The organism is Desulfosporosinus shakirovi (assembly GCF_020595055.1).
Lineage (GTDB): Bacteria > Bacillota > Desulfitobacteriia > Desulfitobacteriales > Desulfitobacteriaceae > Desulfosporosinus > Desulfosporosinus shakirovi.
In genome coordinates this window covers 1-16,063 of the sequence record NZ_JAJDOO010000029.1, presented here as the reverse complement: position 1 = coordinate 16,063, position 16,063 = coordinate 1, and the positions used below count along the sequence as shown (strand labels likewise).

At 40.6% G+C, this 16,063-nt stretch carries 17 protein-coding genes and 1 pseudogene; 13 read left to right on the top strand and 5 right to left on the bottom strand.

Going from position 1 to position 16,063, the window contains the following annotated elements; translation table 11 throughout:
* Positions 1 to 227: 227 nt before the first annotated feature.
* The 5 genes from LJE72_RS19560 to rd all read left to right on the top strand — a co-directional run bounded on the left by LJE72_RS19560 (position 228) and on the right by rd (position 5,245).
* Entirely contained in the window at positions 228 to 806 is a 579-nt protein-coding gene (locus LJE72_RS19560) for a LutC/YkgG family protein (protein ID WP_229249675.1), read from the top strand.
* Positions 807 to 2,972, top strand: coding sequence for an L-lactate dehydrogenase (quinone) large subunit LdhH (gene ldhH, locus LJE72_RS19555; RefSeq protein ID WP_229249674.1), 2,166 nt, complete (start codon positions 807 to 809; stop codon positions 2,970 to 2,972). It abuts the gene before it with no gap.
* 700 nt (positions 2,973 to 3,672) lie between these two features.
* Positions 3,673 to 4,368: an HAD family hydrolase gene (locus LJE72_RS19550; RefSeq protein ID WP_229249673.1), complete on the top strand. Its 696-nt coding sequence runs from the start codon at positions 3,673 to 3,675 to the stop codon at positions 4,366 to 4,368.
* A gap of 158 nt (positions 4,369 to 4,526) precedes the next feature.
* Positions 4,527 to 4,976, top strand: coding sequence for a hypothetical protein (locus tag LJE72_RS19545; RefSeq protein ID WP_229249672.1), 450 nt, complete (start codon positions 4,527 to 4,529; stop codon positions 4,974 to 4,976).
* A gap of 104 nt (positions 4,977 to 5,080) precedes the next feature.
* Positions 5,081 to 5,245, top strand: coding sequence for a rubredoxin (gene rd / locus LJE72_RS19540; RefSeq protein ID WP_229249671.1), 165 nt, complete (start codon positions 5,081 to 5,083; stop codon positions 5,243 to 5,245).
* Between the two features lie 81 nt (positions 5,246 to 5,326).
* Here the strand turns inward: rd and LJE72_RS19535 are convergent, their stop codons facing one another.
* Positions 5,327 to 7,576, bottom strand: a complete 2,250-nt coding sequence (locus tag LJE72_RS19535) for a DEAD/DEAH box helicase (protein ID WP_229249670.1) — start codon at positions 7,574 to 7,576, stop codon at positions 5,327 to 5,329.
* A gap of 139 nt (positions 7,577 to 7,715) precedes the next feature.
* Here LJE72_RS19535 and LJE72_RS19530 point away from each other — a divergent pair, with 139 nt between their 5' ends.
* A complete protein-coding gene (locus LJE72_RS19530) occupies positions 7,716 to 8,570 on the top strand; it encodes a hypothetical protein (protein WP_396391521.1) in 855 nt (284 codons plus the stop codon).
* On the opposite strand, the gene LJE72_RS19525 is transcribed toward LJE72_RS19530, so the two are convergent.
* The 3 genes from LJE72_RS19525 to LJE72_RS19515 form a co-directional block, all read right to left on the bottom strand.
* A complete protein-coding gene (locus LJE72_RS19525) occupies positions 8,571 to 9,245 on the bottom strand; it encodes a Crp/Fnr family transcriptional regulator (RefSeq protein WP_229249669.1) in 675 nt (224 codons plus the stop codon).
* Positions 9,246 to 9,521: 276 nt separating this feature from the next.
* Positions 9,522 to 9,806 (bottom strand): late competence development ComFB family protein, encoded by a 285-nt coding sequence (locus LJE72_RS19520; RefSeq protein ID WP_229249668.1) that lies wholly within the window; start codon positions 9,804 to 9,806, stop codon positions 9,522 to 9,524.
* A 187-nt stretch (positions 9,807 to 9,993) separates the two neighbouring features.
* Positions 9,994 to 10,974: a glycosyl hydrolase family 18 protein gene (locus LJE72_RS19515; protein ID WP_229249667.1), complete on the bottom strand. Its 981-nt coding sequence runs from the start codon at positions 10,972 to 10,974 to the stop codon at positions 9,994 to 9,996.
* 107 nt (positions 10,975 to 11,081) lie between these two features.
* On the opposite strand from LJE72_RS19515, the gene LJE72_RS19510 reads away from it, so the two are divergent.
* Positions 11,082 to 11,558 (top strand): HD domain-containing protein, encoded by a 477-nt coding sequence (locus LJE72_RS19510; protein WP_229249666.1) that lies wholly within the window; start codon positions 11,082 to 11,084, stop codon positions 11,556 to 11,558.
* Positions 11,559 to 11,766: 208 nt separating this feature from the next.
* Positions 11,767 to 12,078, top strand: coding sequence for a zinc-ribbon domain containing protein (locus LJE72_RS19505; RefSeq protein ID WP_229249665.1), 312 nt, complete (start codon positions 11,767 to 11,769; stop codon positions 12,076 to 12,078).
* Positions 12,079 to 12,394: 316 nt separating this feature from the next.
* On the opposite strand, the gene LJE72_RS19500 is transcribed toward LJE72_RS19505, so the two are convergent.
* On the bottom strand, positions 12,395 to 12,553 hold the full coding sequence (locus LJE72_RS19500) for a hypothetical protein (protein WP_229249664.1): 159 nt from the start codon (positions 12,551 to 12,553) through the stop codon (positions 12,395 to 12,397).
* A gap of 199 nt (positions 12,554 to 12,752) precedes the next feature.
* On the opposite strand from LJE72_RS19500, the gene LJE72_RS19495 reads away from it, so the two are divergent.
* The 5 genes and pseudogenes from LJE72_RS19495 (at position 12,753) to LJE72_RS19475 (ending at position 15,931) form a co-directional block, all read left to right on the top strand.
* Positions 12,753 to 13,439: a YczE/YyaS/YitT family protein gene (locus LJE72_RS19495; protein ID WP_229249663.1), complete on the top strand. Its 687-nt coding sequence runs from the start codon at positions 12,753 to 12,755 to the stop codon at positions 13,437 to 13,439.
* 18 nt (positions 13,440 to 13,457) lie between these two features.
* The gene (locus LJE72_RS19490; RefSeq protein ID WP_396391517.1) at positions 13,458 to 13,706 is read left to right on the top strand and encodes a FeoA domain-containing protein; all 249 of its coding nucleotides are present in this window, start codon (positions 13,458 to 13,460) and stop codon (positions 13,704 to 13,706) included.
* Positions 13,707 to 13,797: 91 nt separating this feature from the next.
* Positions 13,798 to 14,208: pseudogene (locus tag LJE72_RS19485) on the top strand (FeoB small GTPase domain-containing protein).
* Positions 14,209 to 14,573: 365 nt separating this feature from the next.
* Positions 14,574 to 15,257: a nucleoside recognition domain-containing protein gene (locus tag LJE72_RS19480; RefSeq protein ID WP_229249661.1), complete on the top strand. Its 684-nt coding sequence runs from the start codon at positions 14,574 to 14,576 to the stop codon at positions 15,255 to 15,257.
* Between the two features lie 86 nt (positions 15,258 to 15,343).
* On the top strand, positions 15,344 to 15,931 hold the full coding sequence (locus tag LJE72_RS19475; RefSeq protein WP_229249660.1) for a TetR/AcrR family transcriptional regulator: 588 nt from the start codon (positions 15,344 to 15,346) through the stop codon (positions 15,929 to 15,931).
* Positions 15,932 to 16,063: the final 132 nt, after the last annotated feature.

The window sequence follows — 16,063 nt, the reverse complement described above, 5'->3', positions numbered from 1 at the left end:
AAATTATAGGGAAATAGTATTTTGATTGGAATTGTTGAGGATATAATGGGCTTCCAGAGAATATTTAGTGAGTTGTATAAATCACTAATCATAATATTAAAAATTTTTGTGTTAAAAGTTATTGTAATTAGGGAACAGATGTCATAAACTTATATAAGATGGCATGATGGTCTGACCACTTAGGGATGGTATTTCCTTAAAAATCATTTATTAGGAGGAAAGCTCGTATGAAAAATGACCAAACAAATGAACTATATAAACGATTCAAAGCAAAATTAGAATTGGTGGCTGGTGAGTGCTATCGTGTTAACACTGCAATAGAAGCGGGTGAACTTGTCTGTAAGGTTTTGGAGGAAAAAGGAATTCAAAATGTAGCGCTCTTAGACGCCTCAATCTCTAATAAAGGAGATTTTGCAGATTTGATTGAGAAAAAGGGCATAACTGTTTACACAGACCATTTTCGTGAGGTAACCCCAGAGGCTCAGGCCGGTATTACGCAAGTAAATTATGCCATTGCTGAACTTGGAACACTTGTTCAAGCAGATGCAGATGCTAATGTTAATCAACGTTTATGTTCAACGCTTGTTCCTATTCACATTGCACTTGTTTCGACCGTTAGCTTAATACCATCTCTGAAGGAGATGATGGCAACGCTACATGAACTTCCACAAATTCCAGGGTTTGTTGGGTTTATCACGGGTCCGAGCAGAACTTCAGATATTGAGCGGGTTTTAACAATCGGGGTCCATGGTCCAAAACAACTCGTAGTTGTCTTTGTAGATGAGGAAACAGGGGAGGTTGCTTAAATGGCAGACAAACAGTTTAAAAAGAAGATTTCAGATGCACTGGGAAATGATGTCTTACGTGGAGCCTTGGGGCGCTTTGGAGATGCCTATATCATATCACGGGAAAAAGCGTACGAAGGTTATAATTTTAAGGAAATTAGTGACAATATTGCGGATGTTAAGTCCTATGCAGCCAGCCATTTAGATGAAATGATTGATCAATTTGAAAAAGCCGCAACTGAACGTGGAGCTAAAGTTTTTCGTGCTATGACCGGTGAGGATGCTAAAGAATATATTCTTGAAGTAGCCAAACGGAATAATGTTAAGCGTGTCGTAAAATCAAAATCTATGGTTTCTGAGGAAATCCTTCTCAATAAAACGTTAATGGCTGAAGGAATGGATGTGCAGGAGACTGACTTGGGAGAGTGGATAGTACAACTTGCCGGACAGCATCCATCGCACATGGTCATGCCAGCCATTCATATGACAAAAGAAGAGGTTGCCGACGTTTTCTCTGGCCATTTACATAGGTTAAACCAGCCTGTCATAGCAGAACTTGTTAAGACAGCCAGGGTGGAACTCAGGAAATCCTTTATAGAGGCTGATATGGGCATTTCAGGAGCAAATATGGCAATTGCTGAGACAGGTACCTTAATAATGCTTACAAATGAGGGTAATGGCCGTCTGACATCTACCTTGCCTCCGATTCATATTTTCTTAGTGGGTATAGAAAAACTAGTTCCAGAGTTTGAGGATGCCACACACATTCTTCAAGCACTTCCAAGGAGCGCAACGGGCCAGCAAATTACGAGTTATGTAAGTATGGTTACAGGTCCTACACCGGCTTATTACTCAGATGGAACAGTTAAAGATAAGGAATTTCATATCATTTTGATGGATAACGGCAGACGCAAGATGTACAATGACGAAAAGTTTAAAAAGACTTTTCAATGTATTCGATGTGCATCCTGTCTTAATGTTTGCCCAGCTTTCCAACTTGTAGGCGGGCATGTCTATGGACATATTTATACTGGTGGCATTGGTACAATCCTGACGAATTTCTTGAACTCTGAAAAAGATGCTCAGAATCCTCAAAATCTTTGTCTTCAATGTGGTAAATGTTCTGAAGTATGTCCGGGGAAATTGGATATTCCCCAAATGATTTTAGAAATGCGCAATCGTATTGGAGCCAAAGAAGGACTTCCGTTTACGCAAAAATTTGCACTTGATGTCGTGTCTAATCGACGGCTTTTCCATTCTTTGTTACGTATGGCTTCCGTCGCCCAAAAACCATTCACCAAGGGGCAGCCCGTTATTAGACATTTACCCATGTTTCTTTCTGGTCTTACGGAAAAGAAGAGTTTACCGGCTGTAGCTAAGGTCCCCTTCCGAGATGTTTTCAAAACTATAAAGCAGGATGTTAAAAATCCTAAAGGAAAGATTGCACTGTATGCAGGATGCCTGATAGATTTTGTCTATCCAAAGATCGGAGAAGGTGTTATCGGCGCTCTCAATGAAAAAGGATATGAAGTCATCTTTCCTGATGGACAATCCTGTTGCGGTGCCCCAGCGACGTACATGGGAGACCGCAGTAATGCACGTAAGTGTGCGATCATGAACATTGAGGCGTTAGAGGCTGAAAAGGTCGACTATGTAGTTTCTGCTTGTCCTACTTGTACCCATGCCCTTAAAGAAAGTTTCAAAGAGTTACTTCATGATGATCCAGCATTAGCAACTCGTGCCGAAGAATTAAGTAAGAAGTCGAAAGATTTTTCCAAATTGTTATTTGACTTAGGAGGACTAACACCCGGGGGCGATGGAATCCCTATGAAGGTTACCTATCATGATTCTTGTCACTTGAAACGGTCAATGGGAGTTTATACGGAGCCTCGAAAGATCTTAACTGATACTGCAGGAGTGCAACTCATCGAAATGAAAGAATCCGATCGTTGCTGTGGTTTCGCCGGCTCCTACTCAATAAAATTCCCAGAACTGTCAGGACCAATCTTAGAACGAAAGCTAAGGAACATTGAAGAATCAGGGGCGGATGTCGTAGTTGTAGATTGTCCAGGATGTTTAATGCAAATTTCAGGTGGTCTCGATAAGCAAAATCCCAAAGTTAAGGTTGTTCATACTGCTGAACTTCTATTAGAGAAAAGAAAAGTAAAGAAAAACAGGAAGAAGTAGCTTATTCAACATTATTAGCGCTTAAATTTCATTTTTCTGCCAAGGAATTTCTAGGCGATACCAAGAAGTAAGTTGATGTAATCAGACAACCATTTATCCCAAGTAAGTAGGCAATGTGTTGCCACGAAAGCGAGCGAAATCGCATTATAGGAAAAGGTTGTTTGGCGAGAGAGGAGAGGGCAGATAAGGAGAACCATTTAGAAATGACGTTATTATTTTAGCCCTACAAGGGGTGGCTTTGGACTTGGAGATGAGCTTAAGTCGCAAGAACGAATTAATGCTAGTCACCTTTTAGGAGTCTGAACTAAGCGTTTTTAGGATATGAATGGGGACCCTATACTGAGGCCTCAAATTTAAAATGGCCCTCCCGACGTGCCTGCAGCATACTTAGGGAGGGTTGGACTCAGGGATTGCCCCCTCTGGATACAGAGCGGGTCGTGGCAAGAGCTGAGATTGTAAGAGCCCAAGGAATAACTCAATCTGGGGCTCTTCTTTATTTGATCGTGAGACTCCCTTTCAGGTGGAAGAGGTTTAGTTTTAAATGTTATGAATTAAGTTTGCAGAGGTGGGAATAATAATACTTACCTGTGAACATTACTGAGGAATAGAAGGAATTTCGAAGAAAAAGGAGAATACTATTGTACAGAGCCGGAACAATAATAGTTCTGCGTTTGAGACCTCAATTAGGAGGACAATAATCGTGATTCAAGCTATAATCTTTGATATAGAGGGGATATTGTCAAGCCTTGATACGGTAAAATTTGTGCAGAATTACCTTGGAATTTTGGCACCGCGTTTTGCACATATACTTTCGCCTGATAAGTTTTCTAAACAATTTTTAAAATCTATGGAAAATGTTCAAAAGGAACCCAAACCTGAGCAAAAAGTTATGCAAGCCTTTTTTGAGGACTTTTCTAAAGCAGCGGGTCAGTCGGTACAAACACTAAAACCTATTTTTGAAGAGTTTTACACCTCTGATTTCCCAGCATTACGTTGCCTTGTCAAGCCTAATCCACAAGGGGTTAAAGTAGTAGAAAATGCTATTCAACAGGGTTTTTTAACGGCAATAGTTTCGGATCCCCTAATGCCTTTAATTGCTATACAAGAACAAATTCGTTGGACGGGTCTTACACCTGAGCAATTTAAAGTAATTGGGACTTTAGATGATTTTCATTATGGTAAACCACATCTTGGGTTTTTTATGGAAACAGCAGAAAAACTTGGGGTTAGATCTCAAAGTTGTTTGTTAGTTAGTACGCATATTAGTGATTTGGTTTGTCAGGAACTGGGAATGAAAGTCTTTTTATTAGGGGGCTCGATTGAAACAGAGAATAGGACTGATTATGTGGGTCAGTTGGATGATCTTTCTCGGCTTATAAGTCAAGGAAGTTTATGACAAGCCCGATAATGAAAACTGGGCTAGCGCCCGAAGACACTGTCTTCGCACGTGTTAGCTTTCTTGCAGCCGCAGGCGATAGCCTTAGTTGCTCTTATGCTTAGAAAGATATAACGTAAGTTTATACTTTCTGATTGTACAAGAAAGGAAGGATTAGGGTGGGAACGCTTTGCCAGTACGTAGTTGATAAAACGGTAGAAGGTCCTAATCCACCGTTTCCATCTGCACGTATGGCACAGTTGTTTTATGAATTTCTCGGCCGGTATAATGAATGGAAACTCGTTAGGCGCCAAGAGACAATTGGTATATCCGCAGTTTTATTGTTTGGATTGTTAGCTTTAATTCTACCTTGGTTGTATCCGGAGATTGGAATTAGCGTGAGTATACTGATGCTCATTCTACTTTTTTTTACTGTTAGGCACTATATTAAACTGAATGAAAAAGTAAGCCATTTATACGTTAATGTTCATATTTTACACCATCATTTAATCGGAAAGTTAGAAGTTGGTTTTTGCGATCATCGAGAACCTTGTCAATGCGTTGAAGAGTTCAGAGGGTACGTATTGAAGAAATATGATATTTCCCTTGATATTGGATACTTAAGATAACTTCAAGAGAGAATTAACGCGGAAAGAATTGGCTAAATTACATTAATAATGTTAAAATAATTAATGCAACAGTTTAACTTTATATTATGAAAGGAGATTTTAATTTGAAAAAGTATATTTGTTCAGCTTGTGGTTATATTTATGATCCTGAAGTCGGAGATCCAGATTCCGGAATTGCCCCAGGCACCGCTTTTGAGGATATCCCGGAAGACTGGGTATGTCCATTATGCGGAGTAGGTAAGGATATGTTCGAGGTTTCCGAGTCATAATGAGTTTATAGGGTTGCTAGTATAAAAGGGAAAAGCAAAAAGCTTTTCCCTTTAAACGATCTTATACCAACCGGGCTTTCTTTATAGTTCCATAATGGCCGCTTCATCTCGGTCAAGTTTTCCCATGCATACTTTTAAGCGACTACGCAAGGCAGAATCGCCTACAGCCTCCCTCATTTGGCGCATCAGATCAATGGTTCGCCTAAAAACACTGATGATATCGCCTTCGTCAAGGTTGCATAAAGCTTGTACCTCGACAAATGTACTGCCTTGGCTCCAAGCATGCGTAATTCCAGCAACACGAGGATCGTATCTCACAGCATCTTGTCCGCAAATACTTTGAATGTATTCTGCAATTTCTTTGACTGGAGTTGAATCAAAGACCGAGGTGCGGTGAAACATATCGTTTTTCCTAGCTTCAAAGTCAACGCTGGAAAGCAAGGCGTTGAGTTGGTCATCGTCTAATTGCTGGAAAACATCAGAGTATATTAACTCAGTGACTAGGAGTTCTTGTACATATATGCGGCTGGCACAGGTCCCTCGGGGCAATAACTCATCTTCTCGTAAATATCCAATTTGACGGAGGTGAGTTTTTTTGTATTCAAATTCTTGGAGAAAGGCATTTTCTTTAGGAAGGGCAGCTATGGCATTTTGAAGTTCTTGCTGTTGTTGTTTTATAGTTAAGTACGATTTACTTTGAGCATAGCAGTTTTCCTGTTGTTGAGGGACACAACATTTAGGTGTTTGGGATAATAGTTTTTCCCAGGTGCGAATCTTACGAGCCAACTCTCGCCCGTATACACGGGATTGCTTGCGCGGTCCTAAGGATTTATAGGCCTTTTTAAGCTTCTCTAACTCTTTTCGTTTAGGATGATGTTTTAAAGGACAGTTAAAGGAACCAACTTCTTCGCAAAGATGTTGATGTGTTCCTTCAAGTTTTTGTTGGATTTGGACTAATTCTGAATGAAGTCGCTCAGAACTTAGTCGATAGCTGTAAGCGGAAAAACTCTTTTGAAAATACGTATCTATTTGCGTTTGAGATAACGTAGCAGTGAGATTTAGAACTGTATTGTAAGTCAGCCTAAATTGACTGGTCAGAGGTTCGAGGCGATTTAACTGGAACTTAGGCGGCGGACTTTTCTCCATATACCCTAAGTCAACTAAGGCGAATGAAAACCCTTTTTCATCAAGGCCGCGGCGTCCTGCCCGACCAGACATTTGGAAAAATTCATGATTGGCAAGGGGCCTGAAATTATGTCCATCATACTTATTTAGCGAATCAAAACAGACTGCTTTGACAGGATAATTAATCCCAACACTAAAGGTTTCTGTGCAGTAAAGTACTTTGATTAACCTTTCTAGAAAGAGTTCTTCGACAATAACCTTTTGAGAGGGAAGCAATCCGGCATGATGATAGGCAATCCCCTTGGAACATAAACGCTTGAGTTGACGTGTCGAAGATGACCAATCAATCTCATGACCAAAAAGATGAATGAATTTATCTTCGACGGTTTTCCGTTCAGCGGGTCTTAAATAATTTGCAATGTTTGCTAACTCCATAGCTTTTATGGCGCATTGTTTTCGGCTGAAAACGAAAAAAAGTGCCGGAAGATGACTTCGTTGTATTGTGCGAATGAGGTCCAAGTGAGTCGTAGGGCCAAAAGGGCTTTCATCATTGATCCGATCTTTGAGTTTTCGACGGTAGTAACGCCAAAGTTGATCATAGTCAACAAGTCCGGTGTCTTTAGTAAAGTAATAGTATTCTAGGGGAACCACTCGATTATGTTCTTCGATGAGTGCAACCTCTTCATGACGGATGGATTCGATCCAGTCCACTAGATGACTGGCATTAGCGATCGTAGCGCTTAAACCAAGTATCTTCATTTTTGGTGGTGCCAGGATGATAGATTCTTCCCAAACGGTCCCGCGTTCCTCATCATTTAGCCAGTGAATTTCGTCAAAAACTATATGAGATACAAACTCTAAGTTGGGGTCTTCAGTGATAACTTGATTGCGAAAAACTTCAGTTGTCATGATTAGCAGGGGTGCGGTCGGGTTAAGTACAACATCTCCTGTCATTATGCCTACAGCATCTTCTCCAAACTGTTTCTTGAAGTCTCTGAATTTTTGATTGCTAAGAGCTTTGATTGGAGCAGTGTAGATTACTCTTAAGTGTTCCCGCATGGCTTTTTCTATTAAATAATCCGCTACAAGAGTTTTCCCGGTCCCGGTAGGTGCTGCTACTATGACGGATTTACCTGCATCAATTGCATCAAGTGCCTCTTCCTGGAACGGGTCTAGGATCATTTCGTGATAAGTGCGCTTAGACATGTCAGTCAGCTCGTTTCTGATATCATTTTACTAATTTTAACAAAGCAATCAATAATGGTCAAATTTAGGGCAAAGATGGTCTGAATTATCCCTCGAATCCATAGGATGAAACAAGAGACAAGGCTAGGAGGGATCAGACGTGTCTTCAATGAGATTAGAAATTGAAAAGGCTATGGGACTCAAGTTTCCAGAGCGAAATGGAGAAGTGATTGTACGGTTTGAGGAATCGGTAGAAATTCCCCAACCTGCTGAAATGCTTATGCGGGGATTATATCGCGATCCTGATCGTGTTCGTCAGGGTTTTAAACTTTTACACCAAGAGACGGGCTCATTGATAGAAATTTTGATGCCTAAACGATCCCGTTTACGAGAATGGGCGGACTCTCTTCCGGAGCGTCCTAAAGAAGCAGAATTGTTTCTAAAAGAGACCGCAGAGCAACTTTTAATACGAGAACAGCGTCTAGTTCAAGCTGAACGCGAGTTGGTAGGTCAATTACAAGAAAGTGGATTGGAAGATGTTTATCCAATCCCACTTGCTGCCTTTGGAATATGTACGTTTAGGGAGCCCTCCGTTAAACTGTTTCTTAAGCCTTTAGGACGTTTTTCAGAACTTTACGAGATCAATCCAGAAACATTACGGCAAGCTGTCAGAGTTCACTTTTTGTTCTTGCTTCTATTAGTCGCTGGAGCAGACTTAGATGGGCAAGTATATTCCAGGGTGGGGGAAGATAAGATTGTTCATTGGATAGCCAGTGTTTACACTGTGCGATATTTAAAGAGCCAGTCAACAGAACTGATTCACTGTTATCAGGAATGGGTAAATGCATGGGGGGGGGGGATGCCGAGCCAAAGCATGCTTAGCGATCGCGAGTGTGAAAAAACTCGTGCAGCTATGATCTTTTGGCGTCGTCAACCGAATATAAGCTGGGAAGAATGTTGGCGTATTATCAACCAATTAGAACGACCTGGCAGCACTAGTTCTATGGTGTTTTAATTAAGGCCACTCCGCAAGCTCATGGGGTTTGAGAATTTCTAATCGCTCGTCTTCCAGTTTCAATATTCCTAATCGTTTCCACCTATTGATGGCCCGGTTAACACATTCTCTGGACGTTCCAATCATACTGGCTAGATCCCGATGTGTTAAAGAGGCATCTACGAAAATTGGTTTTCCTGGAGTTTCAGCAGGTTGAGCTAAACGAAGAAAAAGGGCCGCAAGAATTCCAGCAGTAGAGCGATTAGTTAAAATTCGTATGAACTCTTGGGAAAGTCTTAATCTTCGGCTCAAGGTACGTATAAGAGCTACTGACAGTGCAGGATTTGCTTCTAAAATTTGAGGCATTACTTCATTATTAAGGACTAACAAGGTACTGTCCTTAATGGCTTCAGCGGTAGCAGGATATGAACCAGCTTCTAGAAGCAGAACCTCAGCGAAACAATCATAGGGGCCACACCAATCTATAATTTGTTTTACACTTGCCGGAGTAGATCTGCTGAGTTTAACTTGCCCAGAAAGAACAAAAAATACTGACGAACCTATTTCTCCTTCGACAAATAATAACTGCCCGCGGCGGTAACGACGTTCAACTAAATGTGGAAGAAGAGGGATCACATCATTAGAGCTCAAGGAAGAAAACAGAGAAAATCGACGAAGGTCTTCAGAGTTAACCACGAATAGCACCTCATTTCCAAATTTGAGGTCTTAGTAAAGTCTGTTTTTTGGACGTTTCAAAAACCACATATTCAATAATAGCCACGTTCCCAATTCTATTAAAATACCATAAACTATAAGAGGAGTGAGGGGGAAGGGATATGTTGGATATTGAATTAACTCCAGTGCGAATAAAACAAGTAATCAATGATCCTTTTCGACTATTTACATTATTTGTAATTGCAGTTCTGTCTGTAATTATTGTAATAAATGCCGAGTAACTATACAATTAATATATTAAGGTTGGTTTATTGGGTGTAAAGGGGTCGCACTGACTTGTTGGGCAGCACGGACAACTTCTGTAATAATACGCGTTTGGTCAGGCAATGCTTGTGATTCCCACTGAGTCATTATCTCACCACGTGAAGAAACATAATAACGTGCAGGCAAACGGTTTAAGGCGAGTGCCATGATGTCTGCCTGACAGCGTTCACATGAGCAGTTAAGAACGTTGTTGCGGAGATAGTTTTGCAGTGTTTTTTGTTGGACAACTGTTTCTGTGTGATTTTTAAGCTCATACATAGAGTAAGTTCATCTCCTTTAATTTAGTCAATTCCAATAATAAAGGTTAGTCAGCTAAAGAACAAGTAAATGCTCTCAGCTATTAATATAAAAGTTAAGAACTTACGAAGAATTTTATTTAGTATAAAGATAAAAGAGCAACCTCGTTGAGAAGATGCTCTTGTTAATGATTCTCAAATGAAAGTGCTTATTTTTTAAATTTACTTGTTAACTCCTGCCAGAAACGGCTTGTTTCATACCCTAAGCGCCAAATGGCAATGCCTTTCAATCGATAGCTTTTGACGAAACTGAAACGAATCTTGGCAGAGAGCTCATTCTCGTACCATACAGTATGTTTAACTCTTCCTTTCCAGTAGTAAAAGTATGGTTCAACTGCTTGGTCAGACCAAAGTGTGCGTGCATTGGTTTGGGTGACTAACTCTGGGATATCACGCATTGGGACAAGACGGGTTGGTTCACTGGACCAATCGTATCCATAGGCAGGAATACCTAATAACAGTTTTTCGTTAGGTATATAGCGGATGGCATAGTCGAGTGCTTCGGTCATCCAAGGTAAGCTTGCCACAGGGCCAGGCGAACCTCCTGAGTAGTGTTCGTCATAGGTCATAAGGGTTATGGAGTCGCATAAACGCCCAATTCCTGCAAAGTCATACCCTGGCGCTTCCCACTCCGAACGTTTAGCTGGAATAGCAATTGTTAACAGTAAGCCACGTCCATGCAATATGGCCCTTAGAGATTCAAGAAAGGTCATAAATGGAATACGATAAGAACCTTCTACCCCTTCGAAATCTACATGGATACCGGCAATATTAGAAGGAAGTAACTCTATCATGTTATTAATGCAATTTCGTTGCGAGGCAGTTGATGATAAAATAGAACGCAGGGGTAGATGATCGAAGACCTTTCCGTTAAAATTATGGAAGAGAACGAGAGGCGCAGTACCGCGGGCAATAGCTTCTTTCAGGGCCAAGTTATTTACTTGGCCTGTAAATTGACCATCAGGCTTTAACTGGAAGGCAAAGTCAGCATAAACATCAATGCGTGAGCCTTGTTGGCGAAGTGTTTCAATTGCACGAAAATCACCCCGGAAATCTTCAGAATAATAACCAAGTATCCATAATCGTTTGTCTAAGAGACGTCGAGCTGTGGGTGTCCAACTTGAATTCAAACAGTCCTCCTCCTCGTATAGCAAATCCTCTTAGGATAAGATATGAGGAGAAAGTGATTTAATTTGCCTTTTTAAAATGGTAAAATAAGTAAAGAGGGAGGGTGCCCATGAAGTGGGACTTTATCTATGATTTACAAAATATCTTCTCGATACTGGATGATTTGGAGATGCAGACTATTGAAAGGGATTATCCAATCATATGGGAGAAAGTTCATGCTGTAAGCTGTGCACAAATCGGTCGCATGCTAGCGGAAAAGAGAGGAGTTAATGTAGATGAGGCAGCCTTAGCTTGTGCTTTACACGACATTGGTCGTTGGGTCACAGGGCGACAGAATGAACATGCTCCAAAGGGGGAGGAACCAGTTCGTCGTTTCCTAACTCAAAAAATTGGTTCTAAAGAAGCCAAAGAGCAGATCGTACAAGCAGTTATAAATCATTCTAAGAAGCATGAGATCGGAACGCCGCTCGAGGAAATAGTTAAGGATGCTGATATCTTGGATTGTCATTGGCATGGAGAGGAAATCATGAAACCTTTTCATATTACTAGACTGAAGGCGGCTTTAGAGGAATTGGGCAGAATTTAGTTGTATTATTACATTTAATCTCATAAAATCGTTGAATTTGTAGAAAATATTGGTTGCTAATAAGCAAGCCCTCTGCTATACTGACCGTGTGCTTGTTAAAAATTGGGCCTAATTAAAATTGGAATCCATAATTCTGACCGTATTTGGTGCAAGGATGATAATTTAAGAGGATCCAACATACAAGAACACCAAATAAGGAGGAGTTATCATGGCTCAAGACAAAAATCTAACATGTCGCGATTGCAGTCAAGAATTTGTATTTTCAGCAGGTGAACAGGACTTCTATGCTGAAAAAGGGTTTGAAAATGAACCAACCCGCTGCCCAGCTTGTCGTCAGGCACGCAAGCAACAATCAGGCGGTGGTCGAAGTAATTACGGCGGTTTTGGCAGTCGTCCACAACGTGAAATGTTCCCAGCAGTCTGCGCAAGCTGTGGAGCACAGACTGAAGTTCCTTTCCAACCTTCTGGGGAAAAACCTGTGTATTGTCGCGATTGCTTTCAATCCATGCGTCGTTACTAAAGATTAGATGATTTTCAAAAGGCTTAGGGGTAACCCTTGGGCCTTTTTTATATGGATCGATTTTATTAATTTCAGTAACCATATTTCCAATGCCTTCCAAGCAGAGTACAATGTGAAACTCCTGCTTGCAGAAGCGGAGTTTCACAATTGGAAGAAAAGCTTTCCTTGGCATCCAGGTATGGTTTGGCAGAAAGCAGAGTTGCAAACTTTGAGAGCCTTCGTGACATTGGCAATACTAAAATAGCTTTCATTAAAGTCTTGGCCTAAAAAATCTTAGTCCAAGTGATCTCAAGACTGCAGTGGACTCTGAAAGTATCTAATCAAGGATTTCCAGATCATCTGGACTTTTATCTTTAGTAAAAATTACGTCGTCTTTATTTTCTCCCGTAGTAATGGGTTTGGAAGAGGTCCTAGGATTAAGCTTAGATGGCTGGGCTTCTTTCAGATTCGAGACTTTATTTTTAGGCGATGTCATGCGGGTTTCCTCCTTTATGAATGGGAATAAGGATAAGATTGCAGGAATTAAACTCATATCCTATAATAAGTATGATTATAGTGAAGAAGAATTATGTATCCTCTAGCAATAAAGTAAATAAAAAATATACTAGCGAATCATTTTTCGTGAATTATAAAATGGGGCTAGTTAGTGGAGTGGAAGGTTTTGGTGATTATCAATGTCACAGATGGTTCGAAGGTTTATCAGATTATTTGCGGGTCTTTTCCTGTTTGCAGTAGGTATAGTATTGACAATAAACGCTAACCTTGGCTTATCACCGTGGGATGTTTTTCATCAGGGAATTACTTATTTAACTGGAATTACTATGGGGCAAGCAAGTATTGGTGTAGGGATTATTCTTGTTATGTTTAATGTTGTTCTAGGAGAAAGTTTAGGATGGGGATCCTTATGCAACATGTTGTTCATTGGATTGTTCATGGATTTAATAATGCTTAATCATTTTATCCCGATATCAAATGGAATCTTTTCTGGCTTAATCATGATGTTTTTAGGTATGTTTATTATAGGGTTAGCGAGTTATTTCTATATAAGTGCAGGATTGGGTTCCGGTCCGCGTGATGGGTTAATGATTGCCTTAACCAAAAAAACTGATAGATCCGTTCGATTTATCAGAAATTCAATAGAAATTAGCGCACTCTTTGTGGGATATTTACTAGGCGGATTCGTAGGGGCAGGAACCCTGATCATGTCTGTAGTACTTGGCTATATTATTCAGTTCGTATTTAAGCTTTTTAGATTTAATGTCAATCAGATTCAACACAGGTTCATTGGCGTAGATTTACGGCTTATAAGAGCAAAGATAGTAAAGAGGAAGGCGAGTCAAACAAGGCATATAGTTCATTGACTTCTAAAGCCCAATGTTGTGTCATTGGCGTTAAGGATTGATGTTAACCCGGTTATACAAGGCGGAGGGGCCTTGCGTCGTCGGATGATGGATATGGGGATCGTCCCAGGAGTAGAGTTAGAAGTCGTTCGCTGTGCTCCATTAGGTGGTCCGCTTCAGATCAGATTGAAGGGGTACTATTTAGCTATGCCTAGAGGAGAGTGCGCCAGAATTATGGTTTGTGCGCTAAATCGGGAATACATCGGACCTTCATTAGCGAGTCGTTAACTATACTTTATGCCAAGTAAATGAGTGATTTATATATACTGTTGCCGCTAGAACATAATTATGAGCTGCGAAGAGAGGAGGCGGTAGGGTCATGAAAATAGCTCTTATGGGCAATCCTAATGTTGGTAAGAGTACGGTCTTTAATGTCTTAACAGGATCAAATCAACAAGTTGGGAATTGGGCTGGAAAAACCGTAGAACGCAAGGCAGGAATTATCCATAGAGCCAATGAGGAAATAGAGCTCATTGATCTTCCCTGAACCTACAGTTTGACTGCATACTCTCGGGAAGAGATTGTCACACGAGAATATATTCTTCGCGAAAAACCAGATATCGTGATGGCGATGGTGGACGCTTCAAATATTGAACGAAACCTTTATCTTGTCCTTCAAATCCTTGAACTTGCTCCCCGTGTTGTAATCGGCTTGAATATGATGGATTTAGCAAAAACCGCAGGAATAACAATTCATTCTAATTCCGGAAATTGGACAGACTTGGAATAGTATTCCACAGACAAACCAAAGGAATAAGAGCACTGATCCGTGTTGCGATCCTGGGGATCCTGTAAAATATGAACTTTAAGAATCGGTAAGTTTGCCTGGAGAAGCTTTGCTCCAGGCTTTTGAGGCAGAAGGGTGGAGCAAGGATCATTTCGGGATGGCGGTTGCAGATGCCAAGTACCAATAATCTCTAAAATACTCCCGGAATTTAGGACACATGAGAATCCTGTCAAACGCACTAGGACAGACAGATTAGATGAATGGATTTTTTCTCCCTTTTGAGGTTAACCTATTGTTAACCTATTATGGTAATTATTTTATCACAGGTTTTTTGGTTTTCTTCTGTTGCCAGTGCACCTTTAGGCGGTGTGGTATTTGAAGCAATGGCTTGGGCGGCAGATATGATTGTAGTTATCATGCAACTAATGGGGTTACATGGAAAGTCATTTTTCTCATTGGTCTCTGGATTTGGCTGTAATGTTCCGGGGATTATGGCTACGCGAACTCTAGAAGATCCAAAAGATCGTTTAATTACAATGCTAATAAATCCATTGATTCCCTGTGTACCGCGCTTAGGGGTAATGAGTGCTGTTGTGGCTGCATTTTTCCCCGGATCTCGAGGGGCCTTCATTATGGTAAGTCTATTGTTATTAAGTATGCTTCTCGTAATGTTTTCCGCACTCTTTTTAAGAAGAGTGGTTAGGCAAAAGGAACGCTCTGCCTTCGTCATGGAACTTCCCTTATACCAATGTTCCTACCATGCGCAATGTGCTCTTGCCTACGTGGCATCACGGCAAGAATCATTATCAATGACACAGCTTGCTACAGAGGTAGGCTATTCAGTCAGAGAGCTTGAAAGTGCTCTGGAGCAATTGGAACATATGGGATATGTGCGTCGTGAGATATTAGGACAAGCTTGCAGTCCCGGTTGTGGAATAGATCAATGCAGCGGTCACTGTGAAGGTTGTGGTTTTCTTTCTACTGAGGCGTTTACTTTTTGGGTACTCACAGAGAAGGGGCAAATAATTTTAAGTCAGTATATCGGCAGATGATGTGAGAAGTTTTAAAATATGATATGATACTAAGATATTAGGTCTACCTTTACTGTGATAATGTGAAGAAGGGAGCTCGTGAACCAATGAGTAAGCCCCGTGAGGAAAAATATCAGGCAATTTTAGATGCAGCCACGGAGGCTTTTGCAGAATATGGCTATTTTACCTGCCAAGTATCCAAAATTGCTAAATTAGCTGGAGTTGCTGATGGAACCATTTATTTGTACTTCAAGAATAAAGAAGATATTTTGGTCAGTCTTTTTTCGGATCGAATGGGGAATTTTATTCAAGAAATTCGTCAGTCAATAGTCAAATGTCAGACAACCCAAGAACGATTATTCTGTATAATTCGAACTCACTTCAAATACATGGAGGAAAATCGTTCATTAGCTATAGTTACACAGATTGAGATTAGACAATCAGACCCGAAAATTAGGGAGGCTATTTCTGGGCCTCTACGCGAATATTTCCATTTAATTGAGCAAGTTCTAACAGAAGGTGTGGAGAAAAAAGAAATTGTATTAGCTGACGTAAAAGTTGGTCGACAGATGTTCTTCGGTACATTAGATGCTGCAATCAGTGATTGGGTGAGTTCTAAGAAACCTCGTCCTTTAGAAGGTATTGAAGGATTAGTGTTTGAGCTAATGCGGGGAGCCTTTAAAATCAAACAATGACTCAAGTTTACCTCATTGATGTTATAAGAATGGTAAGGGGGATGTAACGAAACTCGTTTTTCAATTTATTACATCCTCACTCTATTTGTAATCCCCTTATATATTGGAGGACTGTTCACCACTTCAAAGGTG

Excerpts from the sequence above, each read along its gene's own strand:
- LJE72_RS19560 (WP_229249675.1), top strand. The coding sequence starts at position 228 with ATGAAAAATGACCAAACAAATGAACTATATAAACGATTCAAAGCAAAA.
- ldhH (WP_229249674.1), top strand. The coding sequence starts at position 807 with ATGGCAGACAAACAGTTTAAAAAGAAGATTTCAGATGCACTGGGAAAT.
- LJE72_RS19535 (WP_229249670.1), bottom strand. The coding sequence starts at position 7,576 with ATGTCTAAGCGCACTTATCACGAAATGATCCTAGACCCGTTCCAGGAA.
- LJE72_RS19520 (WP_229249668.1), bottom strand. The coding sequence starts at position 9,806 with ATGTATGAGCTTAAAAATCACACAGAAACAGTTGTCCAACAAAAAACA.
- LJE72_RS19510 (WP_229249666.1), top strand. The coding sequence starts at position 11,082 with ATGAAGTGGGACTTTATCTATGATTTACAAAATATCTTCTCGATACTG.
- LJE72_RS19505 (WP_229249665.1), top strand. The coding sequence starts at position 11,767 with ATGGCTCAAGACAAAAATCTAACATGTCGCGATTGCAGTCAAGAATTT.
- LJE72_RS19500 (WP_229249664.1), bottom strand. The coding sequence starts at position 12,553 with ATGACATCGCCTAAAAATAAAGTCTCGAATCTGAAAGAAGCCCAGCCA.
- LJE72_RS19495 (WP_229249663.1), top strand. The coding sequence starts at position 12,753 with ATGTCACAGATGGTTCGAAGGTTTATCAGATTATTTGCGGGTCTTTTC.
- LJE72_RS19475 (WP_229249660.1), top strand. The coding sequence starts at position 15,344 with ATGAGTAAGCCCCGTGAGGAAAAATATCAGGCAATTTTAGATGCAGCC.